Here is a 26609-nt window from a genome sequence, read left to right on the forward strand (position 1 = left end):
GAGGTGCGGGGCGTCAGGAGGTAGGCGCCCGGCGGTCGGTGAGGGGCCGCATCCGGGCCTGCGCGAGAAGCCCCGGCAAGTCCCGGTCGTCCGTCAGGGGCCCGTCGAGCCCGAGGGCGGCCGTGTCCAGCAGCCGTCCGGCCTCGGCGAGGGCGTCCGGCCCGGGCAGGGCCAGGACGGACGCGGGTGCCTGCTCGGGGGCGCCCGCGGTGTCGACGAGCCGGACGACGAGGTCGTCCCGGTGGAAGACGGTGCAGGCCACCACCGGGCTGTCCGGGGCGCCGGCGACGTCCTGGTCCTGGCGGGCCAGCAGCCGGGCGAGCGCCTGGCCGGAGCCGGGGCGCGCCGGGTAGAACAGCGCCAGCCGCTGTACGTCGTCCGTGGGGAGCCCGGCCGTCACGTGGTGGACGGCGGGCAGCGCGGCGCGGGTGAAGAACAGCCGGGCCGACTGAGGGTCGGTGAGGTCCCGGTCCTGCTCCAGGTACGGGTTGATGGCCTCCTCCACGGCACGCACCTCGGGCTGCCGCGCGACGTGCCGCAGCGCGGCCTGCAGGTCGCCCTGCACCTCCACCGCCCGCACGACCCGGTTGCCGTGCAGGAACAGGGAGGTGCGCAGCAGCCGTGTGGTGTTGTCCACGCGGGCCTCGGGGGAGGCGTAGTCGGAGAGGATCCTCGCGACCTCCGGCTCGCTGCCGGGGCGGACGGTGAAGGTGATGGCGTGCCGGACGACGTTGCCGCCGACCCGGGGCGCCGGCTCCGCCCCGCCGAGCGGCGCCGGTTCCGTCCCGGCGCGCCCGCTGAAGGTCTCGCGCAGCACGGAGTAGCGCATCGAGCGGGTGTCACGGACGCAGTCCTCCATGGGCTTGACCGTCTCCAGGTGCTCCTCGCTGTTCACCCAGGCGAGGAACGGCGGCGCGCTCTCCCACTCGCTGGTGATGAGCCACTGGGTGGGGTTTTCCAGGGACTGGCACAGCTGGTCGCTGATGTGCCCGGGCACGGAAGCGACGCGGTCGCGCATCCGCTCGTAGGCGTCCAGGAACTCCTGCTGTGTGCCGTCGCGGATGTCCAGCATCAGCACGACCCGCAGCCGGGACCCGTCGAACGCGGTGAGCGGAACTGCGCAGTCGCGGTGCGGGACCGTCGACACAGCGGGGGAGACCGTCATGCGGCACACCTCTTCCTCGGGGAACGGCGAGAGCGACCGTCGCGTCGGGTGACGGGGCGCGTCGGCCCGTGAGCACGATCGTCGGGTGTGCTCCGGGGTCGCGCGAACGCAACGGGTTAAGCGGGTGAAGTGTGCGGCGCCGGGCGGCCCGCCCGGGCCTCGCGGGGCATGGATGTCCCCGGCCGGAACCGGCCGACACGGCCCGTCCGGCACCGGCCGGGACGGCGGACACCACGTGCTGGAGGAGAGAGATGAACACACGAGCCGATCAGAACGGAGACACCGTCCACCGGGTCCCGGTCCTCGTCGTCGGAGGTTCGCTGGTCGGCCTGTCGACGTCCGTGTTCCTGGGCCGGCTCGGCGTGCCGCACACGCTGGTGGAGCGGCACGCGGGGACCTCCATCCACCCCCGCGGGCGCGGCAACAACGTCCGCACCATGGAGCTGTACCGGGTGGCGGGCGTCGAGCCGGGGATCCGGCAGGCCGCGGCCACGCTGGCCGGCAACCACGGCATCCTCCAGACGCCCACCCTGGTCGGCGACGCGGGGGAATGGCTGTTCCGGGAGATCGACCCGGGCGGCGGACTGGCCCGCTTCAGCCCGAGCTCCTGGTGCCTGTGCAGCCAGAACGACCTGGAGCCGGTCCTGCTCGACCACGCCGTGAACTTCGGCGGCGATCTGCGTTTCGCCACCGAGCTGATGTCGTTCGAGAGCGACGCCACCGGGGTCACGGCCGTCGTCAAGAGCCGGGAGACGGGCGAGCACACCACCATCCGCGCCGACTACCTCGTCGCGGCGGACGGCCCCCGCAGCCCCGTCCGCGAGCAGCTCGGCATCGGACAGAGCGGCCCCGGCGACCTGTTCCACAACATCAGCATCACCTTCCGCTCCCGCGCGCTGGCCGACGTGGTGGGCGACCGGCACTTCATCGTCTGCTACCTGACCAGCCCGGGCGCCGACGGGGCGCTGCTGCCGGTGGACAACCGCGAGCACTGGGTCTTCCACGCCCCCTGGCACCCGGAACAGGGCGAGACCCTGGAGGAGTTCACCGACGAGCGGTGCGCGGACCACATCCGCCGCGCGGTCGGCGTACCGGACCTGGACGTGGAGATCACCGGCCGGGCGCCCTGGCACGCCGCCCAGCGCGTGGCCCGCCAGTACCGGGCCGGACGGGTCTTCCTGGCTGGGGACTCGGCGCACGAGATGTCCCCCACGGGGGCGTTCGGCTCCAACACCGGCATCCAGGACGCGCACAACCTGGCGTGGAAGCTGGCCGCCGTCCTCGGCGGCTGGGCGGGCGAGGAGCTGCTGGACACCTACGACGCCGAGCGCCGCCCGGTGGCGGAGGCGACCAGCGCCCGGGCCGCCGCCCGCTCCGTCGAGCACAGCCACCCCGGCTTCGCCCCGCCCCCCGGCACCGGCGGCGGCCCCCGGAACGGCATCCTCAACGTGGCCCTCGGCTACCGCTACCCACAGGGCGCCGTCCTGGGGGCCGACCCCGCCACCCCGGTCGTCCCGGAGTCCCTGACCCTGACGGGCGAGCCCGGCAGCAGGGCACCCCACCTGTGGGTCCATCGGCAGGGCGAGCGGGTCTCCACCCTCGACCTCTACGAACGCTGCCCGGTCCTGCTCAGCGACGCCGACACCCCGAACACCTGGCACGAGACCGCCACCCGCCTCGCCGAGGAGCTGTCCGTGCCGCTGGTGTCGTACCGGGTGGGCACGTCCCCCGACGCCGACCTCACCCCCGAGGACGACACGAACTGGGCGGCCCGCCACGGCACACCCCCCGGCGGCGCGGTCCTCGTCCGCCCCGACGGTTTCGTCGCCTGGCGCACCACGGACCCGATCCCCCCGGAGGAAACGGAAGCGACCCTGCGACACGTCCTGACGACGGTACTGTCCCTGCGCTGACGGCCCCGACGCCGGGACGGCGCGGGCACCGGCTGCCCGGCGCGGTGCCCGCGAGGCGCCCTTGGTCGTAGGTCGATGGCCGGGCCGCCAGCCGCCCGCGCGGCGGTCGGTGGCCCGGGCTGCGAGGCGCCCCTGGTTGTGGGTCGGTGGCCCGGGCTGCGCGCCGCCCTTAGGTGCGTCGTGCGCGTACGGACGGCGGACGGGGCGCGCGTCGCAGGCGTTCGTGCGTGGGTCGGCGGGGGTTTCGCGGCAGGATGGAGGAACCGGCGTGACCGGGCGAGGGCGCCTGTGGCCGTCCGGTGCCGTGACCGCGTGGCGAAAGGTGATCCGGCCATGGAGCTCACTCTGGTGCTGCTGATCATCGTCGTGGGGCTGGTGTTCGACTTCACCAACGGCTTCCACGACGCCGCGAACGCCATCGCCACCTCCATCTCCACCCGGGCCCTGACCCCGCGCATCGCCCTGGCCATGGCGGCGGTGATGAACTTCGTCGGCGCCTTCCTCGGCACCGAGGTCGCCAAGACCGTCGGCAGCGGCATCATCGGCGCGCCCGAGGAGCTGTCCGGTCTGCTGCTGGTGATGTGCGCGCTGCTCGGCGCGATCGGCTGGAACGTCTTCACCTGGTGGAAAGGACTGCCGACGTCGTCCTCGCACGCCCTGATCGGCGGACTGGTCGGCGCCGCCCTCGCCGCGTCGGCGACCGTCCACTGGACCGGCATCCTGGACAAGGTCGTTCTGCCCATGCTGCTGTCCCCGCTGGTCGGCGTGGCCCTCGGCTATCTCCTGCACACGATCATCCTGTGGGTGTTCCGCCGTGCCGCGCCCCGGCCCACCACCCACGGCTTCCGCATGGCGCAGACCGTCTCCGCCGCCGCCATGGGCCTGGGCCACGGGCTCCAGGACGCGCAGAAGACCATGGGCGTCATCGTGCTGGCGCTGGTCACGGCGGGCTGGCAGGACGACTTCTCCGTACCCCTCTGGGTCGTCGCCGCCGTGGCCGCCGCGATGGCCGCCGGCACCTACAGCGGCGGGCGCCGCATCATCACCACCCTCGGCCGCCGCATCGTCCACCTCGACCCGCCGCGCGGCTTCGCCGCCGAGAGCGCCGCCGCGGCCGTCCTCTACACCACCGCGTTCGTGGTCAAGGCCCCGATCTCCACCACCCAGACGATCACCGCGGCCATCCTGGGCGCCGGCGCGACCCGGCGCATCTCAGCCGTGCGCTGGCAGGTGGCCCGCTCCATCGTCACCGCGTGGTTCCTGACCTTCCCCGGGGCGGGGCTGCCCGCCGCCGCCCTCTACCTGATCCTGCACGCCCTCACCGGCCTGTGACCCAGCCGGAGGCCCACCATGCCCGTTCCGCCCACCTCGCGACCGGGGACGCCCGAAGGCCTCCCCACGCCCGGCCGCTTCGCCCATCTGCACCCCGAGGACGGCGCCTGCCTGATGGAGGCTGCCTCCCTGCTGGCCACCGGCCGCTTCACCGACAGCCCGGCCGGCACGCACCCGGTGCTCGCCGCGCTCGCCCGCGCGGTCAACGACGCCGTCGACGACGACACGCGCCACGCCCTGTGGCCGCTGGCCGCCGACCTCGCCGACGCCTGGCCCGCCGACCGCGCCTACGGCCCGCTGCTGGTCGGCACGGTCGTGGACGCCGCCCGCCGGGTACGCCCCACCTCCCGGAGGCTGCGGCGGCGCGGCGCGGCCGACCACGCCCGGGCCGCACGCCTGGCCCGCGCCCGTACGTCCGGGGCCCGGGCCCGCGTCGCCGACCTGCTGTGGTGGCACGGCCCCGGCCATCACCACCTCGAACACGCCCTGCGCGTCCTGCTCACCGCGCCGGACGCCGACCGGCGGCTGTCCCGGCTCCTGCGGGACGCGGTGACCGAGGCCCGTGCCAGGGCGGCCGGGGCTCCCGCCCCCGTTGCGCCGCCGAGCGGGGCCGTCCGCCGGCCCTAGGACCGGCTGTCCGGAGAGGCCCGGGGCATCGGCCGTCGGGGTCGGTCAGCCGAGGCAGACCACGAGCAGGCAGAGCTTGTCCGGCTGGGTGGTCGTCGCGGGCGCGGTGCTCGGCTGGGACGGCTCCTGGGCCGTACCGTCGTCGGCCGCCGGGGGCGGGCTCGTCGGCTGGGACGCCGCGTCGCCGCCGTCCGCGCTGCCACCGCTGCCGGAGGTCGTGCCGCCGGAGGTCGTGCCGTCGGAGACCGGGGGCGTGGTCCGCGGCTGCTGGGGTTCGGTCACCGGCCGCTGCGGGCTGGTGACGGCGTCCGTCCGGGTGTTCGCCGGCGTGGTGGGGGTGGGGGTGCCGACGGGCACGGACTCGCGCTGCGCGGTGTCGCCCGTACGGGTGCGGTCGGGGCGGCTGGGGGTGGCGGTGCGGGCGGGCCGGGTCGGTGTCGGTCGGGTGTACTGCTCCGCCGGTTCCTCCGCGGAGCCCATGCCCTTGGTGTCCGGGACCGTGGCGGCCTGCGCCCGGTCCCCGGTGGGACGGTCCAGCGAGGCGACGGTCAGGCCGCCTCCGACGAGCGCGACGGCCGTCGCCACCACGGCCCGGCGCTGGTTCTTCTTCCAACGGGCCATCTGACGGCGCCGCGCCGCCCGGCCCTGCGGCGCGGGTGCCGCGCCCGGCGCGCCCACGGTGGCCGCCGTGTCCTCGGGGCCGCCGGACGGCTCGGTGTGCGGGGCGGCTCCGGTGCCGTACGACGCCTGCGAGGCCGCGGCCTCCCAGGCCGGCGCGGCGTTCGCCACCGTGCCCGCCGCCGTGCCCTCCGGTGGCGTCGGGGTGGCGGGGCCCGGGACGGCGTGGCCGTCGACGAAGCCCGGCGCGATGTCCGGCGCGATGTCCGGCGCGTAGGCGCCGCACCCGGGGCACACCAAAGCGCCGTTCAGGTGCCGGCGGCACGTGGAGCAGTAGTCCATCTGCGGTCTTCCTGGGTTGCCATGCCGTCGGCCCACCGGGCCGGACACCCGGAGGGGTGTGCGCATGGGGAAGCGAGTGGCCAGTCACGCTAGCGAGGCTTTCGAAAGACCGTGTGGGTCATGTGTGACGCTGCTGCGGAGATTGTCCGGGCATCCTGCGACCGTCTGTCCCTTCCCATTGCGCGGTCGCGCACCCGTCTGCTGCTCTCGCCCGTCCCGCCCGGCCGGTGAGCCGGGCGGGACGGGCGCCCCGGTGAGCCGGGTTCAGCCGCCGAGGACGGAGCCGAACTCGGCGTCGGGATACGTGAAGCCGAAGGCCCGTTCGCTGAAGGAGCGCGCGCCGCTCGTCGTCAGTCCGGACGCCGAGCCGTGCAGCACCCAGTCGGCGCCGTCGCGGGTCGATCCGGTGAAGACGTCCTCGCCCTTCGCCGCGGCCGTCAGGTCCGCGCGGCCGTCGCCGGTGACGTCGGCGAGCCGCACGGCGGAGCCGAACCAGTCGTGCGCCTCCGCGGCGCCGGGCACGCCGCTGGTCGTCTGGTAGAACGCCTGGGCGCCAATCCCGGTCAGGCCGGTGGCCGTGCCCTTGAGCAGGACCACCCCGCCGGTCTGCGCCACGTCACCGACCGCCTCGCCGGGGACGCCGACCGCCACGTCCGCGTGGCCGTCGCCCGTGACGTCGCCCACCGCGAGGGACGCGCCGAAGCTGTCACCGGTCTCGTTCGAGCCGGGCACACCGGAGGTGTTCTGGTCGAGTGTGGCGGTGCGGTGGGCGCCGAGGCCCTCCGGGCTGCCGTAGCGGACGTGGACGGAGCCGGCGGCGTCCGGGTACTCGCCCGTGGTGGTCGCCGAGGCGGGTACGTGGCCGGTGACCAGGTCGGTGTAGCCGTCGTGGTCGATGTCCCCGGCGGCGGCCGCGACCGTGGGGGCCTCGTTCTCGCCGGCGGCACCGGTGCCCGGGTCCGCGACCCACACCTTGTCCAGCCGGTCGGCGCCCCAGGTGTAGACGCCGGTGTACTGGCAGTCCGTGGTGCCGTCGCAGTTCTGGGGGCCCGTGACGACCAGCTGGGTCCGTCCCGAGCCGGTGAAGTCGCCCACGGTCAGGGTGCGGGGCTCGATGAACGAACGGAAGTACTCGGAGTACTTCGGGCCGTCGGGTGCCGTGCGGCCCGCCAGGTCGTCGTACACCCACAGCTTGTCCTCGCTGAGCGCGGCGAGCTGCGCGGTGCCGTCGCCGTCGAAGTCGCCGACGGCGATCTTCCTGGCGAAGTCCCGCTCCTGCTCGTAGGGGCTGGTGGCCAGCGGGCTGTCGAGCTGGATGCCCCCGTTCACCAGGCCGTTCGCGCCGCCCCACAGGACGGTGAGGCTGCCGGAGGAACCACTGTTGTAGTCCGGCCGCTCGCCGGGGGAGCCGACGACGAGGTCGGTGTAGCCGTCGGCGTCCAGGTCGCCGGTGGCGTAGGCGCCGCCGAACCGGTCGCCGTACTCGGCGGTGCCGGGGACGCCGGAGGAGTTCTGGGTGAGGGTGGCCGAGCGGGCGGGGGACACGCCGTCGCCGGAGCCGTACAGGACGGTGACCGAGCCGGCGCCGGCGCTGCTGCCGACGGGGGCCGAGGGGGTGGCCACGACGAGGTCGGCGACACCGTCGCCGTTGAAGTCGTCGGACGTGGGGGTGGCCGCACTCGCCGTGGGGACGAGGGCCGGGGACAGACCGGCGGACACCGCGGCGACGGCCACGGCGACGGCCAGGATGCGTACGCGCAAGATCACTCCAGTTTCGGAGGAGAGGACGGCGTGGGGGGCCGACAACACGACGCTCCAGGCGGGGCCAGGGTTGTACGTGAACCGACAAAAGATCGTGGGGCCGGCCCTGTGCGGGGCCGGGCGGCCGTCCCCGCCCCTGCCGGTCGCGGGACCGGGGTGCGGCTACCCGGTGCGGCGCCGGCCGCGGCGGTGTGCGTGGCGGCCGAGGAACGTCAGGGCGGCGATCTTCACGACCGCGACGGCCAGCACGGCACCGACGGCCCAGGCCGTCCACCGCGGCCCGGAGAGCACGGCACCGGCCGACCCCAGATGGACGGCGACGGCCACGAGCACCAGGGCCGTGACGCCCGCCCAGGTCAGCTGCCTGCGCCACGGCGGGGGCGTGGGGGTACCGGCGGTGTCGGCCGTCCGCGTCCGCCGGGCGGTGGGCGCCGCCGGGTCCGGTGCGGCCTCGCCGTCCCGCCACCGCACGCGCAGTCCCTCGCGTCGGCCGAACCTTTCGAGGTGCGAGGTCATGAGGTCCTGTAGTCGGCGCATCCCCTGTGCGTCCTCGGCTTCGGCGCGCAGCACCAGCGCGTCCGGTGCGGCGTGCAGGGTGCACCGGCCCCAGGGGAGGGTCAGTACGCCGTGGGTGGTGGACCAGTCGAGGCGGATCTGCTCGGGACGCGGCCCGGTCGGGTGGTGGGCGCGGTGGGCGAGGTGACGGCCCTTGGCGCTGAGGTGCCTGCCCAGCTGGGCGAGGTACCGGCCGGGACGGTCGGTCTCCACACGGGCTTCGGATAGGAGCATGGGCCGTCCTCGGGTCGGTGGCGCGGGTGCCCTGGGGCGGGCGATCGCCAGAGTTATCGATACATAGTGTCTGCGTCAAGCCATGCTGTATCGAAGGTGTCGCCTCGTACACTGCGGAGGTGCCCAAGCTGTGGAACGAGACGATCGAGGAACACCGCCGCGCGGTACGGGAGGCGGTTCTAAAGGTCACCGCGGCCCTGGTGGCCGAGCAGGGACTGCGCGGGGTGACGATGTCACGGATCGCCGAGGGGACCGGGATCGGCCGGGCGACGCTGTACAAGTACTTCTCCGACGTCGAGTCGATCCTGGCGGCCTGGCACGAACGCCGGATCGCGGGGCACCTGGAGGAACTCGCCGCCCTCCGTGACGGGCCGGGCAGCCCCGGCACCCGCCTGACGGCCGTCCTCGACGCCTACGCCGGCATCCAGCGCCGGCGCCACGGCCACGACCCGGCGAGCGGCGCCGCACTGCACCGGGGACCGCACGTGGCCCACGCGGAACGCCGTCTCCTGCGGTTCCTCGGCGACCTGCTCGCCGAGGGTGTGGCCGCTGGTGAGGTGCGGGACGACATGGCGCCGGAGGAGCTCGCGGCGTACTGCCTGCACGCCCTGGGCGCGGCGGGCGGCCTGCCGTCGGAGGCCGCGGCGCGCACGCTCGTCCGCGTCACGGTGGACGGACTGCGTCCAGCGCGACGGGCGTAGCCCGGCTGCCCGCGGCGGGCCCGGCGGCCGTTCGCCCGTGCCACTCGCAGGCACGCGCCCGGAGGCCCTGTGCCGTCAGGGCCTCCGGGCGGAGCCTTGCGCGGTGAGCCAGAGCCGTGCTCAGTGGTACGCGTGCACCACGGCGTGGCCCTTGCCGCGGCCGATCATCCACTTGTTGACCGGCGTGGTGATCACGAAGGCGACGGCGAAGCCGCCCAGCAGGGCCGACCAGAACAGTCCGTCGGTCAGGTGGGCGTCCATCGCGCCGGGGGTGAGGGCGATGATCAGGTTGTCGACGAGTTCCATCACCGCGATCGACACGGTGTCGGCGGCGAGCGCCACCTTGATCGCCGACTTCAGGTCCAGGCCCGCCCGGCGCACGGCGAACAGGGTGAACGAGTAGCCGAACAGGAACGCCAGGCTGATCGCCAGCGCCATGGTCGGCACGTTGCCCCACAGCAGCGCCGTGCCGATGACCATGCCGAGGATCTCGCCGATGGCGCAGCCGACCAGGCAGTGCAGCGTCGCCTTGGCCGCGGTGCCCCAGGTCGCGCCTTGGTGGGCGGCGTGACCGCCGCCGTGCTCGGGGGCGTGGTGGTGCGTGGTGTCGGTGTGATGAGCGCTGTGGTCCATGACCTTCATCCCCATTCCCGTCAGGGTGACCCGTTCCCGGGTGCCACGGTCACTAGGAACCATATACCCCCAGGGGGTATTTCGCACCCGGTGTTCAGACTTCGTCCGGGACCGTGCCGGGAACCGCCCGGTGGCCGTCGCCGAACCCGTGGTGCTCGCCGTGTCCGTACACCGCGTGCGCGCCGTACGCCGCCCGGTGGGCGACGAGCTGCCGGACCCAGCCCTCGACGACCGCGTTCCAGTCCTGTCGGCCGACCCCGTCGTGGGAGACGGCGAAGCGGGTGACCGCGTCGTGACCGGCGGAACGGGGGCCGCCCCGCTTGTCGGCCTCCAGGACGACCTCCATGCCGCCGGCGTGCGCCAGGAACGTCACCTCGATCTCGTTCATCTGCTGCGCGTACTCCGGCGGCGGGCTGAACGCGATCTCCTGGTGGAAGGGCAGCCGCTGGCCGGTGCCGCCGATGCGGTCCGGCTGAAGGTCCGCCGAGCGGAAGCCGAACCCGAGCTGCTCGAAGGCCCCGAGGACCGCCTCCTGCGCGGGCAGCGGGCCGACGGTCAGCGGATCCGGTTCGCCCTTGCCCCGCGCGCCGGACACCGCCAGCTCGGTGCGCACCCCCAGGACGACGCCGAGGTCCCGGCCGTGCAGCCCGGTCACCGGGGTCTCCCACGGCAGCCGCACGCCGAACGGCACGTCGTGCCCCTCGTCCTGGGCGAGCCGGAAGCCGCCGCCGACGGTGAACCGGTCGAAGGCGACGAGGCCCTCGCCCCCGCCCTCCGCGCTCCCGGCCTCGACCCGTGCCACCAGGTCCAGCGCGACCAGCTCCACGTCGCAGCCGGCTGTGCCGCCCTTGAGGCGGACCTGTCCGGTGAGCGCGCCGCCGGGCCGGACCGGGCCCGGGTCGAGAACCGTGTCGACCGTGGGACCGCCCACGCCGAGCGAGCCGAGCAGTCGTGTGAACACCATGGTGGGTCGCGCTCCTTCAGTGCGTGGTCGGCTCTGCCGCGAGCCTGCTGCGAGCGGGTCGAAGCATAGAGGCGGGGACGGCGAGGAAGATCGGGGAGGCTTTTTTGCGAATCCTTTACAGTGGTTGGGGAGTCAGGTGATCCCGTGTCCACCCCGACTGCCCCGTGTCCACCCGCGTCCTGACGAGAAGGAGAGAGAGTCCCGCCATGGGCGAGCCTCCCAGTACCGGCCGTGCCGTACCCCACCGGACCTGTGCGACTGAGGGAGTGGGGGTGGCACGGTGACCGAGGCCCTGCTGCTCCTGGCGGCCCTCCTCCTCACACTGGCCTGCGCGGTGTTCGTCGCGGCCGAGTTCTCCCTCACCACCGTCGAACGCGCCGACCTGGAGCGCGCCGTGGAGGCCCGCGAGCGCGGCGCCGAGGGCGCGCTGAAGGCCGTACGCCGTCTGACGCTCCAGCTGTCCGGCGCCCAGCTGGGCATCACCGTCACCTCCCTGCTGATCGGCATGCTCGCCGAGCCGTCCCTCGCGGCGCTGCTGCGCGGCCCGCTGCGCGCGGCCGGTCTGGGCGGTGCCGCCCCGTCGGTGGCGACCGTGCTGGGCGTGGTGGTGTCCACCGTCGTGCTGATGGTCGTCGGCGAACTGGTCCCGAAGAACTGGGCGATCTCCCGGCCGCTGGCCGTCGCCAGGGTGGTGGCGGGCCCCCAGCGCGGTTTCACCGCCGCGTTCGGCCCGTTCATCCGCCACTTGAACGGCACCGCGAACCGTTGCGTACGCCGCTTCGGCCTGGAACCCGCCGAGGAGCTGGCCTCCGCCCGCACCCCCGAGGAACTGGTCGCGCTCGCCCGGCACTCGGCCGCCGAGGGCGCCCTGGAGGCGGACTCCGCCGAACTGTTCGTCCGCACCCTGCACCTGGGCGAGCTGACGGCGCAGAACGTGATGACGCCGCGCGTGGACGTCAAGGCGCTGGAAGCGCGCGCCACGGCCGCCGACGCGGCCAACCTCAGCCACGCCACCGGCCTGTCCCGCTTCCCGGTCTACCGCGACACCCTCGACGAGGTGGTCGGCAGCGTGCACATCCGCGACGTCCTCGCCCTCCACCCGGACCGGCGGGCCACGACCCCCGTCACGGAGCTGACCACCGCACCGCTGCTGGTCCCCGACAGCCTGCCCGCCGACCGCCTGCTGGAGCGGCTGCGCGCGAGCCGCACCATGGCCGTCGTCATCGACGAGTACGGCGGCACGGCCGGTGTGGCCACCGTGGAGGACATCGTCGAGGAGGTCGTCGGCGAGGTCCGCGACGAGCACGACCCCGTCGAGACACCCGACCTGCTGCCCGCGCCCCGCATCGGGGACGGGCGGGCGGTGTGGGAGGCGGACGGCAGCGTCCGCATCGACCGGCTGGCCGAGACGGGACTGACCGCGCCCGAGGGGCCGTACGAGACCGTGGCCGGACTGGTCGCCACCCGCCTCGCCCGTATCCCCGCCAAGGGCGACACCGTCGACCTCGACGGCTGGCGGCTGGAGGTCCTGGAGGTCGACCACCACCGTGCCGACCGCATACGGATCGTGGCCCCGCCGGCCGTCGTCCGCCCCGCCGACCTCCCGGAGGACGCCCGATGACCGCCCTGCAACTGGCCATCGGCGCCCTCACCCTGCTGACCAACGCGTTCTTCGTCGGCGCCGAGTTCGCCCTGATCTCCGTACGCCGCGCCCAGATCGAACCCCGGGCCCGGGAGGGCGACCGGCGGGCGCGGATGACGCTGTGGGGCCTGGAGCACCTCTCCGCGATGATGGCCACCGCCCAACTCGGCATCACCGTCTCCTCGCTGGTGCTCGGCGCGGTCGCCGAACCGGCCGTCGCGCACCTGCTGGAGCCCGCCTTCGCGGCGGTGCGCGTCCCGGACGGGCTGGTGCACCCCGTCGCGTTCGTCATCGCCCTGGCCGTGGCGACCTACCTGCACATGCTGTTCGGCGAGATGGTCCCGAAGAACCTCGCGCTCGCCGCGCCCGTGCCCAGCGCCCTGCTGCTCGGCCCGCCCCTGGTGGCCGTCACCCGCGCGCTGCGGCCGGTCGTCTTCGGCGTCAACGCCTTCGCCAACGCCCTGCTGAAACTGCTGCGGGTGGAACCGAAGGACGAGGTCGGGTCGGTGTTCACCGACGACCAGCTGGCCCGCATGGTCGTCGACTCGAGCGAGGCCGGGCTGCTCACGCCCGCCGACGGCGAACGGCTGCGCGACGCGCTGGAGCTGGGCACCCGACCGGTCGGCGAGATCCTCGTCCCCGCGCGGCGGATGCGCACCGCCGACCACACCGTCACCCCCGCCCGGCTGGAGCGGCTGGCGGCCGAGGCGGGCTACTCCCGCTTCCCCGTCACCGGCCCCGAGGGCGCGCTCCTCGGCTATCTGCACATCAAGGACACCCTCGGCGTCACCGACCGCGACAAGCCGTTCCCGCGCACGGCCCTGCACCGCGTCACCCGGGTCCGGATCGACACCCCGCTGGACGACACCCTCACCGCGCTGCGCGCCGACGGCAGCCATCTCGCCGCCGTCCTCGGCGGCGGCGGCACGGTGATCGGCTTCGTGACGATGGAGGACGTGCTGTCCGAACTGGTCGGCCACGCCCCGGCGGCGTCCTGACCGCCGGGCCGGTGCCGCTCCGGGCGCGGCTGCCTAGGCAGCCTGTGGCGGGCACACAGCGGCCCCGTCGTCAGGAGCAGCACATGCTCGCCCGGCGCGTGGCGCCCGTCCTCGTGAGCGGCGCCGCCGCGGCGCTCGGTGCCGTGGTGGCCCTGGAGGGCGCGGCGGCGGCCAGGACCCGGGCGGGTTCGGTGCGCGGCGTGAGCCCGTACGTGATCCAGCGGCGTGAGCCCCGGGGGCCCCACGGCGTTCCGGGGAGCGCGGACGGCCGGCGGGCGCACGACGACACGGAGGACTACGTCGCCCGGGCGCTGCGCGCCGGTGCCGACGGCTTCCTCGTGTCATCGCCCACCAGATCGGCCTCCTCCGGGCCGGTCCCCCGCGCCCTGATCCGGCTCACTGGTCCGAGTAGCCGATGTCCCCGATGGTCCATGCGCTGACGTCCGCCAGCGCGACGCGGTACATGCCGCCGGTGTCGGGAATGCCGAAGCTGCCCTGGAGGATCCGGGCGAGATGGAAGTGCAGGTGCGTGGGGCGGCCGTCGGGCCGGGGCGGCTCGCCGGCCGCGGCGGGCGTGGTGAACACCTCGGCGAAGCGGCCGAGGTGCTCGGAGTCCCGCAGCACCTCCGCCACGCGCTCCTTCCACAGGGCCTCGGGGGCCAGCCGTCCCGTGATGACCGCGCCGGGGACCACCACGGTCAGGGACATCCGACTGCTGTGCTCCGACTCCACCAACGCGGCGAGGTCGACGAGCAGTTCATCTGGGTGCGCCATGGGCGAGGAGCCTAGCCCAGCCGGGGCGGCTCCCAGGGGAAGAGGTCAGCGGATGCGTTCGCCGGTGCGGCCGCGGGGGCGTCGTGGCAGACGAAACCGAGCCGGGTCAGCGCCCGGCGCACCTCGCCGACGGTGAAGTCCCGGCGGTCCTGCCCGGTGATCACTTCACCGACCTGCTTGACGGGGTAGGTGCGGCGGCCGATGGTCACGGAGACTCCCGTGACGGGTTCGGCCTTGATGCCCTTCATCGACTGCTCCACCTCGCTTTTGAGGAGGTCGAACGGGAAACGGGCGATGACACAGCGCATGGATGCCTCACAGGGTTGTCGGGGGAACACCGGGCGGGGCCGCCCTCGGCGGGAGGGTCAGGGGGTGAGAGCGAGGACGCCCAGGGTGTAGCCGTGCTCGTCGACCACGGGGGACACGTCCAGTGTCCGCGTCCGCATGGCGGCCTCCGCGTCGCCGAGGACCGCGGCGGACGCGGTGAACGGCCCCCGGTCGAGCGGGATGTCCCGCAGCCTTGTCCGGTCGCTGTACCACGAGCCGCCGCGGTGGGCGTCGAGCTGGGCCCGGGTGACCAGGCCGGTGCACCGGCCGTCGTCGTCCCTGAGGAGCAGGTGGGTGACGCGGGCGCCGATGAGCACGGACAGCGCGACGTCGACCGCCATGTGGTCGTCGACCTGCGGTCCGGGGGCGTCCATGGCGTCACGGGCCGTCAGGTCGGTGCCGTGTGCCGGACGGTGCCGTGTCTGTGAGGGCGTCAAGGCTTCTCCTCTTCGATGGGGCGGATCCTTCTCGACGGGTGGGCCGGACGACCGTGTGCGCGTCCGGGCCGCTGGCTAGGAGTCGGTGCTGCGGGCGGAGCGTCGGGTCCGGGCGGAGGACCGCCCGCTCCGGCCGCGGCGCGAGGACCGGCTCCGCTCGGGCCGGTCGGCGACCGGGGCGGCGAGCGTGACGGGCACCCCGGAGGGGGCCTGGGCGCCGGTGATGCGGTTCAGTTCGGCCTCGCCCGAGCGGACCCGGGTGGTCCGCGCGGTGACGCCCGCGTCGGACATCAGGCGGTCCATCGCGCGCCGCTGGTGGGGCAGGACCAGGGTGACGACGGTGCCGGACTCGCCGGCACGCGCGGTACGGCCGCCACGGTGCAGGTAGTCCTTGTGGTCGCCGGGCGGGTCCACGTTGACGACGAGGTCGAGGCCCTCCACGTGGATGCCGCGGGCGGCGACGTTGGTGGCGACCAGGACCGTGACGTCACCGTCCTTGAACTGGGTGAGGGTCCGGGTGCGCTGCGGCTGGGACTTGCCGCCGTGCAGGGCGGAGGCGCGCACGCCGACGTCCCGCAGCCGCTTGGCCAGCCGGTCCGCCGCGTGCTTGGTGTCCAGGAACATGATCACGCGTCCGTCGCGGGCGGCGATCTCCGTGGTGGCGGCCTGCTTGTCGGCGTCGTCGATGTGCAGCACGTGGTGCTCCATCGTGCTGACGGCCCCGGCGGACGGGTCGACCGAGTGGACCACGGGGTCGTTCAGGTAGCGCCGTACGAGGCGGTCGATGTCGCGGTCCAGGGTGGCCGAGAACAGCATCCGCTGTCCGTCGGGGCGTACCTGGTCGAGCAGGGCGGTCACCTGCGGCATGAAGCCCATGTCGGCCATCTGGTCGGCCTCGTCCAGGACGGTGACGGCGACCTTGTCCAGGGCGCAGTCGCCCCGGTCGATGAGGTCCTTGAGCCGGCCGGGTGTCGCGACGACGACCTCGGCCCCGCTCCGCAGCGCGCTGGCCTGACGGCCGATCGACACTCCGCCGACCACGGTGGTCAGCCGCAGCCGCAGCGCGCGGGCGTACGGCGTGAGCGCGTCGGTGACCTGCTGGGCCAGTTCCCGGGTGGGCACGAGGACGAGGGCCAGCGGCCGCCGCGGCTCGGCCCGCTGTCCGGCGGTACGGGCCAGCAGGGCGAGACCGAAGGCGAGCGTCTTGCCCGACCCGGTGCGTCCGCGGCCCAGCACGTCGCGGCCGGCCAGCGAGTTCGGCAGCGTGGCGCCCTGGATGGGGAACGGCACCGTCACGCCCTCGGCGCGCAGGGCGGTCAGCAGGCGCTCGGGCAGGTCGAGGTCGGCGAACGCCTCGACGGCCGGCAGCGCCGGGGTGACGGTGGCCGGAAGCGCGAACTCCTGGCTGCGGGCGGCGGGGCGGCTCTGGTGGGTGCTCCGTCCGGTCCTGGCCGAACGGGAGGGGGCGCCGCGGCGGCTCGGCTCCTGTCGGCGGGTGCGGGACGAGCGGGTGTTCGTGCGGGCTGGGTTCATACGGAACCTTCCTCGATGCGGCACGTGTCGAGGAATTCCCGCAGGCGGTGAGCAGCGTACCGGGATTCGCAAGAAATGAGCCGGGGCGAAGGCAGAAGGAAGCCGGGCCGGAGGGCCGGCTGGTTCGCCGGGGAGATTGCGAGAAAAGCGCAATGGAGCGGGGCCCGCACCCCAAAGTGTGCGGGCCCCGGTCGCGTAGGACGCGGCGCGTCAGGCGGGAACGATGTTCTCGGCCTGCGGGCCCTTCTGGCCCTGCGTGACGTCGAAGGTAACCTTCTGGCCTTCCTGAAGCTCACGGAAGCCGGACGTGGCGATGTTCGAGTAGTGGGCGAACACGTCGGCGCCGCCGCCATCCTGCTCGATGAAGCCGAAGCCCTTTTCCGCGTTGAACCACTTCACGGTGCCAGATGCCATACTGAATCTCCTTTGGGGCAATGCCCGGAGTCCGCACCTTGCGGACCCGGAGTCGCCGCGATGATCACCCCTCCGGACATCTCCGGAACGCTCCGAAAACAAGAAGAGCGCCCGTCGACGGAAGGTCGGAAGAGCGCTCGAAGTCTCTGGTAACCAAAACTGCAACTGTTATCACGGTAGCACAGGCCCTGATTCGGCGCCCATCTTTTTCCGTATTTTCGTCCGCCGAACGGAAAAACCTGCCGGGGCCCGGCCGGAATGTCTGCACCGGCCGTGGCAGATATCAGGAGCCGTCGTGCGTGCCGCCGCCCGCGCCGTCGTGCGTGCCACCGCCCGTGTCGTCGTCCGCGTCGTCGCCCGTGCCGGAGCCGTCCCGCTCGCGGCGCAGCTCCTCGTTCACCCGGCGGGCCGCCTCCAGTTGGTCCTCCAGGACGATGATGCGGCAGGCCGCCTCCATGGGAGTGCCCTGGTCGACGAGCTCACGGGCCCGGGCGGCCCGCCGCAACTGGTGGCGGGAGTACCGGCGGTGGCCGCCGTCCGAGCGGAGCGGGGTGACCAGCCCGGCCTCGCCGACGGCCCGCAGGAACGCGGGGGTGATGCCGAGGAGGTCGGCGGCTCGCCCCATGGTGTAGGCGGGGTAGTCGTCATCGTCGAGGGGGCCGGCGGCGGAGTTGTCAGCAGGCATGGCACCATCTTGGTCCCCTCCCGGCGACCCGTGCGTTTCCGCCGGTCAGGGCGGGGGACTCGCCGTACGTGGTCGCGTACGGGGCGGTACAGCGGGTGCGGCTTCCCGCGCTGCGGGCCGGCTGGCTGCGGCAGACGTTCGTCCACTGGCCGTTCCCGCCGGAGCGGGTCCAGGCGCTGCTGCCCGAGGAGCTGGCCGTCGACGTGTACGACGGAGCGGCGTGGGTGGGGCTGACCCCCTTCGTCATGGCCGAGGTGCGGCCGGGTGCCGTGCCCGCCGCGGTGCCCGGCCTGCCGTCCTTCGCGGAGACCAACCTGCGCACCTACGTCCGCCACCGCGACGGCCGGGACGGGCTGTGGTTCCTGTCCCTGGAGGTGGCCTGTCCGCTGATGCTGGCGGCCCGCGCCGTCGGGGCCCCGTACCACCCGGGCACCCTGCGGGTCTCCGTGGACGGGGACGCCGTGTCCTACACCGGTTCGAGGTGGGGCGGCGGTGCCTCCTACCGGCTGGTCGTCCGCCCCGGTGCCCCGATCGCCCCCGCGGAGCGGGACGTGTGGCTCACCTCGCGCTGGCGCGCGTACACCCGCCGGCTCGGTCTGCTCTGGGAGACGCCGGTGGAGCACGAGCCGTGGCCGCTGGCACAGGCCGCCGTCGACGTGCTGGAGGAGACGCTGACCACCGCTGCGGGCCTTCCCGCGCCCGCCTGCGAACCTCTGGTGCACTTCTCGGAAGGAGTCCGGCATGTGCGGCTCGGGGCGTCCACACCCTGTGCGCCGAGGCCGGGTCCTCGCTGACCCGCGGCGGACCCCGCGGCTGCGCTTCGACGGCTGGATCGCGGGCCTGGGCACCTCCTCCGGCACGCGCGTCGTGCTGGGGCACTGGCCGCGGTCGCCGTTCGGGCCGTTCAGCGACGTGATGCTCGAACGGGCCGACGGCGAACGGCTGCTGCTGGCCCCCTCCCGCCGCACGGCGGACTTCGTGAGCGGCACGTACGTCTTCGACACCGTGCGGGTCGTGCCGGTCGCCGTGCGCGTCGCGGACGACACCTGGACGGTCACCGCGGGGCCGCTCGCCCTGCGTTTCACCGTCGGGCGGCGGGGGCCCCTGGGGCTGCTGCTGCGGGCCGTGCCCGGTGTCCTCGCCGGCCGTCCGGCGTGGGCGGCGCTGACGGACCGGCCGGCCCGCCTGCTGCCGGCCGGCGTACGGACCCGCGGCAGCGCCCGCGCGGGCCGTCACGAGTGGTACGGCGTACGGGATCTGCGGCCGGTCGGCGCCCTGTCGGCGGTCCTGGAGGGCCACGACCTCGGTGCCCTGGCGCCCGTCGAGCCCGCGGTGCGCTTCGGGTTCGGGTCGGTGCCCCGCCGGCCCGCCGTCGTACGGGTCACCACGACGGTGGAGCAGAGCGGCCGCTGTTCCTGGTTTCCCGCCGGGCCGCCCGGGTACCCGGTTGGCTCTCAGGGAACCGGCGGGACCCGAAGGGGTGGCGCATGAGTACGGAGAGAGTTCCCGGTCGGGCGGACGCGGTCGCGGTGGGGCAGGGTCTGTTCAACGTCCTGGGCGGGCTGTGGCCGTTGCTGCATCTGCGCAGCTTCGAGTGGGTCTTCGGACCCAAGCGCGACGTCTGGCTGCAGAGGACGACGGGCGGGCTGCTGCTCTCCGCCGGTCTCGCCCAGCTCGCGGCGGCCCCGGGTCCGCAGGGCCCGGCCGAGGCCCGCCGCATCGGACTGGGCACGGCCCTGACCCTGCTGGCCGTCGATCTGGCCTACGTGCCCCGGCGGCGGATCCGGCCGACGTACCTCCTGGACGCCGCGATGCAGACCGGATGGATCGCCGCCTGGCTCCGCGCGTCCGCCGACGGGCGCGACCCGTCCCGCGCCTGAGCCCGTGCCGTGCCGCCTCCGCACCTGGGCCCGTCCCGTGTCTGAACCGGCCCCCGTGTCCGGCCCCCGCGCCTGAACCGGCCCCCGCGCATGAGCCCGTGCTGTGCCGCCTCCGCACCTGAGCCCGTCCCGCGTCTGAACCGGCCTCCGTCCCAGAGCCCGTGGCGTGCCTGAACCGGCCTCCGCACCTGGTGCCGTCCCGTGCCTGAACCGGCCCCCGTGTCCGACCCCGTCCCGTGTCTGAGCCCGTGTCGGCTCCTCACCCGGACGGATGGATCAGTCAGCCGTCCGGACCAAGGAACGCCCTCGCTGAGGCGGTGGCACGGGCCATCAGGACTACCTTCCTCGGGGCTGGTCGCGCTCTGCTCCTCCCCGCACCGCCGGCCGGCCACGCACCGATCGCTGCCGATTGAGGGACCTGATGGCGACACATACCGAACCGGTTGCCCCGGTACCGGCGGCGGAGCGCCGCGGCAGGGGGCAGGTGATCGTCTCCTGGCTGACCACGACGGACCACAAGAAGATCGGGCACCTGTACCTGATCACGTCGTTCGTGTACTTCCTGATCGGCGGGGCGCTGGCGATGGCGATCCGCGCCGAACTGTCCCGGCCGGGCCTGCAGATGCTCTCCAACGAGCAGTACAACCAGGCGTTCACCATGCACGGCACGATCATGCTGCTGCTCTTCGCGACGCCGACGTTCGCCGGGTTCGCCAACGCAGTCATGCCGTTGCAGATCGGCTCCCCGGACGTCGCCTTCCCCCGGCTGAACATGCTGTCGTACTGGCTGTTCGCCTTCGGCGGCCTGATCGTGCTCGGCAGCTTCCTCACCCCGCAGGGCGCGGCCGACTTCGGGTGGACCGCCTACACCCCGCTCAGCGGGCCCATCCGCAGCGGTTACGTCGGCGGCGACCTGTGGATCATGGGGCTGGCGCTGTCCGGGTTCGGCACCATCCTCGGCGCCGTCAACTTCATCACCACCATCATCTGCATGCGCGCCCCCGGCATGACGATCTTCCGCATGCCGATCTTCACCTGGAACGTGCTGCTCACCTCGGTGCTGGTGCTGCTGGCGTTCCCGGTGCTGGCCGCCGCGCTGCTGGTGCTGGAGGCCGACCGTCGCTTCGGCGCGCAGGTGTTCAACGCCGAGAACGGCGGGGCGATCCTCTGGCAGCACCTGTTCTGGTTCTTCGGCCACCCCGAGGTCTACATCCTCGCGCTGCCGTTCTTCGGCGTGATCAGCGAGATCATCCCGGTCTTCGCCCGCAAGCCGATCTTCGGTTACACCGGGCTGGTCGGCGCCACCATCGCCATCGCCGGACTGTCCGCGACCGTGTGGGCGCACCACATGTTCGCCACCGGTGCCGTACTGCTGCCGTTCTTCTCCTTCCTGACGTATCTGATCGCCGTGCCGACGGGCGTGAAGTTCTTCAACTGGATCGGCACCATGTGGAGGGGGTCGCTGTCGTTCGAGCCGCCGATGCTGTGGGCGACCGGCTTCCTGGTGACGTTCCTCTTCGGCGGGCTGACCGGTGTCATCCTCGGCTCCCCGCCGCTGGACTGGCACGTCACCGACACGTACTTCGTCGTCGCCCACTTCCACTACGTGCTCTTCGGCACGATCGTGTTCGCGATGTTCGGCGGCTTCAGCTTCTGGTGGCCGAAGATGACCGGCACGATGCTCGACGAACGCCTGGAGAAGATCCACTTCTGGACGCTGTTCATCGGCTTCCACACCACGTTCCTGGTGCAGCACTGGCTGGGCGCCGAGGGCATGCCCCGCCGTTACGCCGACTATCTCGCCGCGGACGGCTTCACCTGGCTGAACACCGTCTCCAGCATCGGCGCGTTCCTCCTCGGCCTGTCCACGCTGCCCTTCCTCTACAACGTGTGGAAGACCTCCCAGCAGGGCAAGCGCGTCGAGGTCGACGACCCCTGGGGATATGGCCGTTCCCTGGAGTGGGCCACGTCCTGCCCGCCGCCCCGCCACAACTTCCTGACGCTGCCCAAGATCCGCTCCGAGTCGCCCGCCTTCGACCTCCACCACCCGGACGTGGCCGAACTCGACGAGAAGGAGAACACCGGCAAACGCGACATCCTCGACGCCCGCGGCCACGAGTCCGAGCGGCCGTGAGGGCGGGGGCGCGGGGCGGACCGTACGACGGTGAGGGGCTGCGCGGCGGGGGACCGCGCGGCGGTGAGGGACTGGGTGACGGCGGTCGGCACGCAGACGGGCCGCACGGCGACCGCGAGAGCGCTCTGGCCGCCGAGGCCGAGGGGTACCTGCTCGCCCGCCTCCACCACGATCGCGCGCTCCGTGAGGCCGAGGACCTCTGCGTCCTGCTGCCCTGGCTGACCACCGCCCAGGCCGAGGACCTCACCCGGCACTACGTCGACCGGCGCCGGGAACTCACCCGCCGGATGCTGCTCGACACGGTCCGGCGTGCCGACGAGCTCCGCCAGGAGTACGAGAGCCGTTACGCCGCCCTGCGGCGTGATCTGCTCAGACGTCATGCCGCCGGAGCCTGCGCCGTACTGGCCTGCGCCGGCGGCATGAGCACCCTGCTGTGTCTGCTCGGCCGCTGAGCACCCATCAGGGAGTCGGCATGCCTCGCGTCCCACCAGGGGTCCCGCCCGGGGTACGGCCCCTGGACCGGCCCGTGTCGGTCCGGCGGGCGGCGGCGCTGGCCACCAGGCCCAGCAGCAGGGCGAGGGCACCGACGATGACGTTGTTGACGACGCTCCTCGTGGTGCTGACGTCACCCGAGACGACCCAGGGCGAGACGATCGTCCACGCACCCAGGGCGCAGGCCGCCCACGCCATGCTGTGGGTGCGTTCGTAGGCACGGCCGAACCCACCGCTCATCAGCAGGGCGTAGGCGATGCCGACGACCAGGTTGGTGATCGCCAGCGTCGTGAGGTTGTTGAACCCCGCGATCCACGGCGATGCCGCCAGGTAGAGACCCGTGAGGAAGGCCAGGGTCTCCACGGCCTGCGCCTGGGGCGTGGTCGCCGCGCGTTCGGCCATCTCGTGCCGGGCGCGCATGTCGAGGATGTCCGGGTGGGTTTCCATGGACGAGTGGGGAGAGGTTGTCATTCCTGTCACCTCCGAGGTGAAAGGTCCCCGAGTGCGCACACCGGGTACCCCCACGACACGGCCGTACCACTCGTTTCCCCGAGCTGTGGCACGCTCGCCGCGCGAGGGGCGGCTCAGCGGCCGAGCGGACTCGCATGTCCTGGTCACAGGGGCGGACGCCAGGGGCCGACGTGCGAGGTCCTGGAGTCCGCAAGCGGCGCGGGCGCCGAGGCCGCGAGGCGGGTGCGGGCGCGGTGCTCTCCGGGACGTCAGTCCGGCACAGACGTCTGTCGACCCAGGGTGCTGGCCCGGGGGATGAGGCGGTGGGGGGCGCGGATCTCCATGCCGGGTACCGGCGTCGATGCCGTGATGCGCTTGAGCAGGCGGTCCACCGCTGTTTCGGCGATCAGTTGCTTGTCCGGGGAGATCGTGGTGACGGGCGGGTTGGAGTACCGGGCGTCCTCGATGTCGTCGTAGCCGACGACGGCGACGTCCTCCGGGACGCGCAGCCCGCGTTCGGCCAGCGTGTGCAGGGCGCCGAGGGCGACCAGGTCGCTGTAGCAGAAGACCGCGTCGGGGGGTTCTTCGAGGTCGAGCAGGTGGGTCATGGCGCGGGCGCCGTCGGCGCGGTTGAAGCGCGGCGTGGAGATGATGAGCTCCTCGCGGACGGGTACGCCGGCCCGCTCGTGGGCCGACCGGTAACCCCGGGTGCGCAGTTGGGCGGCCTCACCGGTGCGGTAGGGCTGGTCGCCGATCGCGGCGACGCGGCGTCGGCCGAGGTCGAGGAGGTGCTCGGTGGCCTCCCGGGAGGCGGTGACGTCGTCGATGCCGACGTGGTCGAAAGTGCCGTCGCTGACCCGCTCGCCGAGCACGACGAGCGGCAGGCTCGCGTCGCGCTCGGACAGGTCGGACTGGGCCAGGCCCAGCGGGCTGAAGATGACGCCGTCGAACAGCAGGGACTGGGAACCGCGGCTGAGGAACAGCCTCTCGTGCTCCGCGTCGCCGTCCGTCTGGTCGATCAGGACGTTGTACCCCTGCACCCGGGCCGCGCGGATGATGCCCTGCAGCAGCTCGGCGAAGTAGGGCGTGTCCAGGTACGGCACGACGACCGCGATCTGGCCCGAGCGCCCGGCGGCGAGGTTGCGGGCCAGCACGTTGGGCCGGTAGCCGAGTTCGTCGACGGCCCGCTGCACCCGGGCCCGGGTGGCCTCGGAGACCGGCGCGTAGCCGTTGACCACGTTGGACACGGTCCGGCTGGAGACGCCGGCGAGCGCCGCGACGTCGCGGAGCGTGACGCCCTTTGCCATGTTTCCACCTGGTGCTCGGGGTGCCTGCCTCTTGCAGCGCGGCGGCAACTGCTGATGCGAACGCTTTTGCAGCGTTGCAGAGCGTAGCAGAGGGGACTGATCGGGTGATCGAACGCCATCACCGCCTGGCCACCCGGAGGGACGGCGGCAGGTGTCGGGCGGTCCCCCCGCAGCCGGTTCCGGCTCGGAGGTCGTGCCAACGGCACCACCCACCAGGACCGCGCGGACCGCTAAAGGTGCCGGCGGCCGTGCTGGAACGGGCCCGGTTCGCCACTGAAGCCCCTGGGTGAGGTGCGCCGACCGGCTCGACGACCTGGCGTTCTTCACGCGGGGCGACAGGTATCCGTGGGCCGGACCCGAGTCCCGAGGTTTCGACCCCGGGCCGGCCCCGTCACGTACTCCTGCCGACCGCTCCCCCCGGGGCCCCGACAAGCCGCCAACAGGCCCGCCCCGGCGGGATATTGCCGTCTCGCTTGTCACTTCCATGCCATACGCTGCTCCCTCAGGCAGCGTCCGCACACCCGTTCGTCGGTGTCAGGGGGGACGCGCGGCCTCTTTCCTGTCCGCCCGGCGACCACCGGGCTTTCTCTGTGGGGGTTCACATCACTGTGCGCAGGCGCAGCATCTCGGCAGCGACGACGCTCGCGGTCGTCTTCAGCTCCGCGGCTCTCGCCGTGGGTTCGGCGGGGCAGGCAGCGGCCGACTCCGCGAAGATCCTTCCGGTGAAGTCGGTCGGCGACCTCGTCGTGGACGGCGCCCACCGGCGTGTCTACGTCTCCGACCCGGCCAGCGGCAAGATCGTCGTGACCGACTACTCCGGCGCCGTGCAGGCGACGGTCACCGGACTGCCCGGTGTCACCGGCCTGGCGCTGTCCGCCGACTCCGCTCAGGTGTACGCGGCCGTCAAGGACAGCGACCGGATCGTCTCGGTGGAGACGCGGACGTACACGCGGACGGCCGACTACGCGCTGGCGGGCGCGGACGCCCCGGCCGACCTGGAGGTCGTGGACGGCCGCATCTGGTTCGGCTACGGCTCGGACCTCGGATCGCTCGACCTGTCCGGCGCCGAGCCCGTCGTACGGCTCGACCAGGAGGCCGGCGCCGGCTTCTGGACCGGCCCGCTGCACCTCGCCGCCGACCCGGCCGTGCCGGGCGTCCTGGTGGCCGGGGCGGCCGGCACGCTCGCCGTGTACGACGTCACCGCCGACGGGGCCGTGCCGCGCGTCAAGGGCAGCATGGACACCGCGGTCAAGCAGCTGGACCTGACGCCCGACGGCACGCAGGTCATCACCTCCTGGGACGGCTCCGGCTCCGGCTACGGCCTGCCCGCCTACTCCACCACCGACCTGACCGAGGTGGCGAGTTACCCGATCGCCGCCTACCCGAACGCCGTGGCCGTCGGGCCCGACGGCAGCATCGCGGGCGGCAGCTTCTCCTGGTACGACCCCGACGTCCACATCCACCGGCCCGGTGACCCGCGGCCCGTGCGGGAGTACGAGTTCCCCAACACCGGCGACAGCAGCGGCGGCGACACCCTGGTGGACGGAGCGCTGGCGTGGGCGCCGGACGCGAGCCGGGTCTTCGCCGTCTCCGTGAACAGCCACGGCACGTACACCCTGCGCGCCCTGACCGACCCCACCAAGGAGCTGCCCACCCTCACGGTGTCCGCACCCGCGAAGGCGGAACGGGCCAAGAAGCTCACCGTCACCGGCAAGCTGACCTCCAGGACGCGGATTCCCGCGGGCACCGCCCTGCAGGTGACCCGTACGGACCTCGACTCCCCGAACGGCAAGGCGCTGCCCGCCGTCACGACGAAGGCCGACGGCACCTTCTCCTTCACCGACACCCCGCCCGCCGGCGGCAAGGTCACGTACAAGGTCTCCTTCGCGGGCGACGCCACGCACGCCGCCGCCTCCGGCTCCGACGCGGTCGAGGTCTCCCGCAAGGCGACCACCCTGACCGTGAACAACAACGGCAAGCTGTACGCGTACGGCAAGGACGTCACGTTCACGGCGCACCTCGGCACCACGTACAAGAACCGCACCGTGTCGATCTACGCGGACCCCTTCGGCTCCGACAAGCCGAAGAAGCTGCTGAAGACGGCCAAGGTCAACTCCAGCGGCAACCTCTCGGCGACCGTCGACATGACCCGTGACACCACCGTCACGGCCGTCTTCGCCGGCGACGCCCGCTACGCGCCCAAGACCGTGAAGTCCACCGCGTACGCGAAGGCGAAAATCTCCACGACCGTCGCCAAGCACTACAAGACCGGCAAGATCGGCAACACCACGTACTACTACTTCCGCAAGAGCACCGACCCGGTGTTCACCACGACCATGAACTACTACGAGGGCCGCAAGCAGCGGTTCCAGCTCCAGGTCTACCACCAGGGCGCCTGGTACGACTCCGGCACCGAGTACTTCGCCCTGGCCACCAACGGCAAGTCGGTCGTGAGCCTGGACGCGCCGGGCGAGTCCGGCATCCGCGCCCGCATGCGTTCCTCCTACATCAACGGCTCCTCGGGCGACTCGGTCAACTCCACGACCCACGGGTCCTGGAAGTACATGACCTTCACCAGCTGAGCCGTACCCGGCACGCACGCCCCGGCGCCACGCAGGCCCCCGGCACCCGCAGGTCGCGGACCTGGAGGTGCCGGGGGCCTCGCCGTCCGCCGAAGCCTTCCGGCGGTCC

27 protein-coding genes are annotated in these 26609 nt (G+C 73.3%); 13 read left to right on the top strand and 14 right to left on the bottom strand.

Annotated elements, in window-relative coordinates:
• Positions 1 to 13: 13 nt before the first annotated feature.
• Entirely contained in the window at positions 14 to 1165 is a 1152-nt protein-coding gene (locus ACFPZJ_RS09875) for a SchA/CurD-like domain-containing protein (protein WP_381019632.1), read from the bottom strand.
• A 251-nt stretch (positions 1166 to 1416) separates the two neighbouring features.
• Between ACFPZJ_RS09875 and ACFPZJ_RS09880 the strand changes: the two genes are divergently transcribed.
• The 3 genes from ACFPZJ_RS09880 (at position 1417) to ACFPZJ_RS09890 (ending at position 5037) form a co-directional block, all read left to right on the top strand.
• Positions 1417 to 3078, top strand: a complete 1662-nt coding sequence (locus ACFPZJ_RS09880) for an FAD-dependent oxidoreductase (protein WP_381019634.1) — start codon at positions 1417 to 1419, stop codon at positions 3076 to 3078.
• Positions 3079 to 3411: 333 nt separating this feature from the next.
• The gene (locus ACFPZJ_RS09885) at positions 3412 to 4410 is read left to right on the top strand and encodes an inorganic phosphate transporter (protein WP_381019635.1); all 999 of its coding nucleotides are present in this window, start codon (positions 3412 to 3414) and stop codon (positions 4408 to 4410) included.
• An 18-nt stretch (positions 4411 to 4428) separates the two neighbouring features.
• Positions 4429 to 5037 (top strand): hypothetical protein, encoded by a 609-nt coding sequence (locus tag ACFPZJ_RS09890; protein ID WP_381019637.1) that lies wholly within the window; start codon positions 4429 to 4431, stop codon positions 5035 to 5037.
• Positions 5038 to 5082: 45 nt separating this feature from the next.
• On the opposite strand, the gene ACFPZJ_RS09895 is transcribed toward ACFPZJ_RS09890, so the two are convergent.
• The 3 genes from ACFPZJ_RS09895 to ACFPZJ_RS09905 form a co-directional block, all read right to left on the bottom strand.
• Entirely contained in the window at positions 5083 to 5997 is a 915-nt protein-coding gene (locus ACFPZJ_RS09895; RefSeq protein ID WP_381019638.1) for an SCO2400 family protein, read from the bottom strand.
• A 264-nt stretch (positions 5998 to 6261) separates the two neighbouring features.
• Positions 6262 to 7758, bottom strand: coding sequence for an FG-GAP and VCBS repeat-containing protein (locus ACFPZJ_RS09900; RefSeq protein WP_381019639.1), 1497 nt, complete (start codon positions 7756 to 7758; stop codon positions 6262 to 6264).
• A gap of 162 nt (positions 7759 to 7920) precedes the next feature.
• Entirely contained in the window at positions 7921 to 8547 is a 627-nt protein-coding gene (locus tag ACFPZJ_RS09905; protein WP_381019641.1) for a DUF2218 domain-containing protein, read from the bottom strand.
• 119 nt (positions 8548 to 8666) lie between these two features.
• Between ACFPZJ_RS09905 and ACFPZJ_RS09910 the strand changes: the two genes are divergently transcribed.
• Positions 8667 to 9248, top strand: coding sequence for a TetR/AcrR family transcriptional regulator (locus tag ACFPZJ_RS09910; RefSeq protein WP_381019643.1), 582 nt, complete (start codon positions 8667 to 8669; stop codon positions 9246 to 9248).
• A gap of 120 nt (positions 9249 to 9368) precedes the next feature.
• On the opposite strand, the gene ACFPZJ_RS09915 is transcribed toward ACFPZJ_RS09910, so the two are convergent.
• Complete coding sequence (locus ACFPZJ_RS09915; RefSeq protein WP_381020164.1) at positions 9369 to 9881, bottom strand: DUF4396 domain-containing protein; 513 nt, start codon at positions 9879 to 9881, stop codon at positions 9369 to 9371.
• 94 nt (positions 9882 to 9975) lie between these two features.
• Entirely contained in the window at positions 9976 to 10845 is an 870-nt protein-coding gene (locus ACFPZJ_RS09920) for a sporulation protein (protein WP_381019645.1), read from the bottom strand.
• 280 nt (positions 10846 to 11125) lie between these two features.
• Here ACFPZJ_RS09920 and ACFPZJ_RS09925 point away from each other — a divergent pair, with 280 nt between their 5' ends.
• The 3 genes from ACFPZJ_RS09925 to ACFPZJ_RS09935 all read left to right on the top strand — a co-directional run bounded on the left by ACFPZJ_RS09925 (position 11126) and on the right by ACFPZJ_RS09935 (position 13925).
• A complete protein-coding gene (locus ACFPZJ_RS09925; RefSeq protein ID WP_381019647.1) occupies positions 11126 to 12466 on the top strand; it encodes a hemolysin family protein in 1341 nt (446 codons plus the stop codon).
• On the top strand, positions 12463 to 13485 hold the full coding sequence (locus ACFPZJ_RS09930; RefSeq protein WP_381019649.1) for a hemolysin family protein: 1023 nt from the start codon (positions 12463 to 12465) through the stop codon (positions 13483 to 13485). Before ACFPZJ_RS09925 ends, ACFPZJ_RS09930 begins: the two co-directional genes overlap by 4 nt.
• An 83-nt stretch (positions 13486 to 13568) precedes the next feature.
• Complete coding sequence (locus ACFPZJ_RS09935; protein WP_381019651.1) at positions 13569 to 13925, top strand: hypothetical protein; 357 nt, start codon at positions 13569 to 13571, stop codon at positions 13923 to 13925.
• On the opposite strand, the gene ACFPZJ_RS09940 is transcribed toward ACFPZJ_RS09935, so the two are convergent.
• The 6 genes from ACFPZJ_RS09940 to ACFPZJ_RS09965 form a co-directional block, all read right to left on the bottom strand.
• The gene (locus ACFPZJ_RS09940; RefSeq protein WP_381019653.1) at positions 13882 to 14259 is read right to left on the bottom strand and encodes a hypothetical protein; all 378 of its coding nucleotides are present in this window, start codon (positions 14257 to 14259) and stop codon (positions 13882 to 13884) included. The genes ACFPZJ_RS09935 and ACFPZJ_RS09940 overlap by 44 nt on opposite strands.
• 11 nt (positions 14260 to 14270) lie before the next feature.
• Positions 14271 to 14567 (bottom strand): SCO5918 family protein, encoded by a 297-nt coding sequence (locus ACFPZJ_RS09945; RefSeq protein WP_381019655.1) that lies wholly within the window; start codon positions 14565 to 14567, stop codon positions 14271 to 14273.
• Positions 14568 to 14624: 57 nt separating this feature from the next.
• The gene (locus tag ACFPZJ_RS09950; protein ID WP_381020166.1) at positions 14625 to 14960 is read right to left on the bottom strand and encodes a CBS domain-containing protein; all 336 of its coding nucleotides are present in this window, start codon (positions 14958 to 14960) and stop codon (positions 14625 to 14627) included.
• Between the two features lie 138 nt (positions 14961 to 15098).
• Entirely contained in the window at positions 15099 to 16556 is a 1458-nt protein-coding gene (locus tag ACFPZJ_RS09955; RefSeq protein WP_381019657.1) for a DEAD/DEAH box helicase, read from the bottom strand.
• 210 nt (positions 16557 to 16766) lie between these two features.
• Positions 16767 to 16970, bottom strand: a complete 204-nt coding sequence (locus ACFPZJ_RS09960; RefSeq protein WP_007383480.1) for a cold-shock protein — start codon at positions 16968 to 16970, stop codon at positions 16767 to 16769.
• Between the two features lie 283 nt (positions 16971 to 17253).
• Positions 17254 to 17655 carry a MerR family transcriptional regulator gene (locus ACFPZJ_RS09965; protein ID WP_381019659.1) on the bottom strand — a complete coding sequence of 134 codons (402 nt, stop codon included), beginning with the start codon at positions 17653 to 17655 and terminating at the stop codon, positions 17254 to 17256.
• Between the two features lie 68 nt (positions 17656 to 17723).
• Between ACFPZJ_RS09965 and ACFPZJ_RS09970 the strand changes: the two genes are divergently transcribed.
• The 5 genes from ACFPZJ_RS09970 (at position 17724) to ACFPZJ_RS09990 (ending at position 22121) form a co-directional block, all read left to right on the top strand.
• A complete protein-coding gene (locus ACFPZJ_RS09970) occupies positions 17724 to 18449 on the top strand; it encodes a YqjF family protein (protein ID WP_381019661.1) in 726 nt (241 codons plus the stop codon).
• Entirely contained in the window at positions 18397 to 19146 is a 750-nt protein-coding gene (locus ACFPZJ_RS09975; RefSeq protein WP_381019663.1) for a hypothetical protein, read from the top strand. The genes ACFPZJ_RS09970 and ACFPZJ_RS09975 overlap by 53 nt, the downstream gene beginning before the upstream one ends.
• Complete coding sequence (locus tag ACFPZJ_RS09980; protein WP_381019665.1) at positions 19143 to 19535, top strand: hypothetical protein; 393 nt, start codon at positions 19143 to 19145, stop codon at positions 19533 to 19535. The genes ACFPZJ_RS09975 and ACFPZJ_RS09980 overlap by 4 nt, the downstream gene beginning before the upstream one ends.
• 421 nt (positions 19536 to 19956) lie before the next feature.
• Positions 19957 to 21669 (top strand): aa3-type cytochrome oxidase subunit I, encoded by a 1713-nt coding sequence (gene ctaD / locus ACFPZJ_RS09985; RefSeq protein WP_381019667.1) that lies wholly within the window; start codon positions 19957 to 19959, stop codon positions 21667 to 21669.
• The gene (locus ACFPZJ_RS09990; RefSeq protein WP_381019669.1) at positions 21666 to 22121 is read left to right on the top strand and encodes a hypothetical protein; all 456 of its coding nucleotides are present in this window, start codon (positions 21666 to 21668) and stop codon (positions 22119 to 22121) included. The genes ctaD and ACFPZJ_RS09990 overlap by 4 nt, the downstream gene beginning before the upstream one ends.
• Before the next feature lie 7 nt (positions 22122 to 22128).
• Here the strand turns inward: ACFPZJ_RS09990 and ACFPZJ_RS09995 are convergent, their stop codons facing one another.
• Positions 22129 to 22632 carry an SPW repeat protein gene (locus ACFPZJ_RS09995; RefSeq protein ID WP_381019671.1) on the bottom strand — a complete coding sequence of 168 codons (504 nt, stop codon included), beginning with the start codon at positions 22630 to 22632 and terminating at the stop codon, positions 22129 to 22131.
• Positions 22633 to 22880: 248 nt separating this feature from the next.
• Complete coding sequence (locus tag ACFPZJ_RS10000) at positions 22881 to 23918, bottom strand: LacI family DNA-binding transcriptional regulator (RefSeq protein WP_381019673.1); 1038 nt, start codon at positions 23916 to 23918, stop codon at positions 22881 to 22883.
• 608 nt (positions 23919 to 24526) lie between these two features.
• Between ACFPZJ_RS10000 and ACFPZJ_RS10005 the strand changes: the two genes are divergently transcribed.
• Positions 24527 to 26500, top strand: coding sequence for an Ig-like domain repeat protein (locus ACFPZJ_RS10005; protein ID WP_381019675.1), 1974 nt, complete (start codon positions 24527 to 24529; stop codon positions 26498 to 26500).
• The last annotated feature ends 109 nt before the right edge of the window (positions 26501 to 26609 follow it).

It is taken from the genome of Streptomyces bullii, assembly GCF_042657145.1.
GTDB classification, from domain to species: domain Bacteria; phylum Actinomycetota; class Actinomycetes; order Streptomycetales; family Streptomycetaceae; genus Streptomyces; species Streptomyces bullii.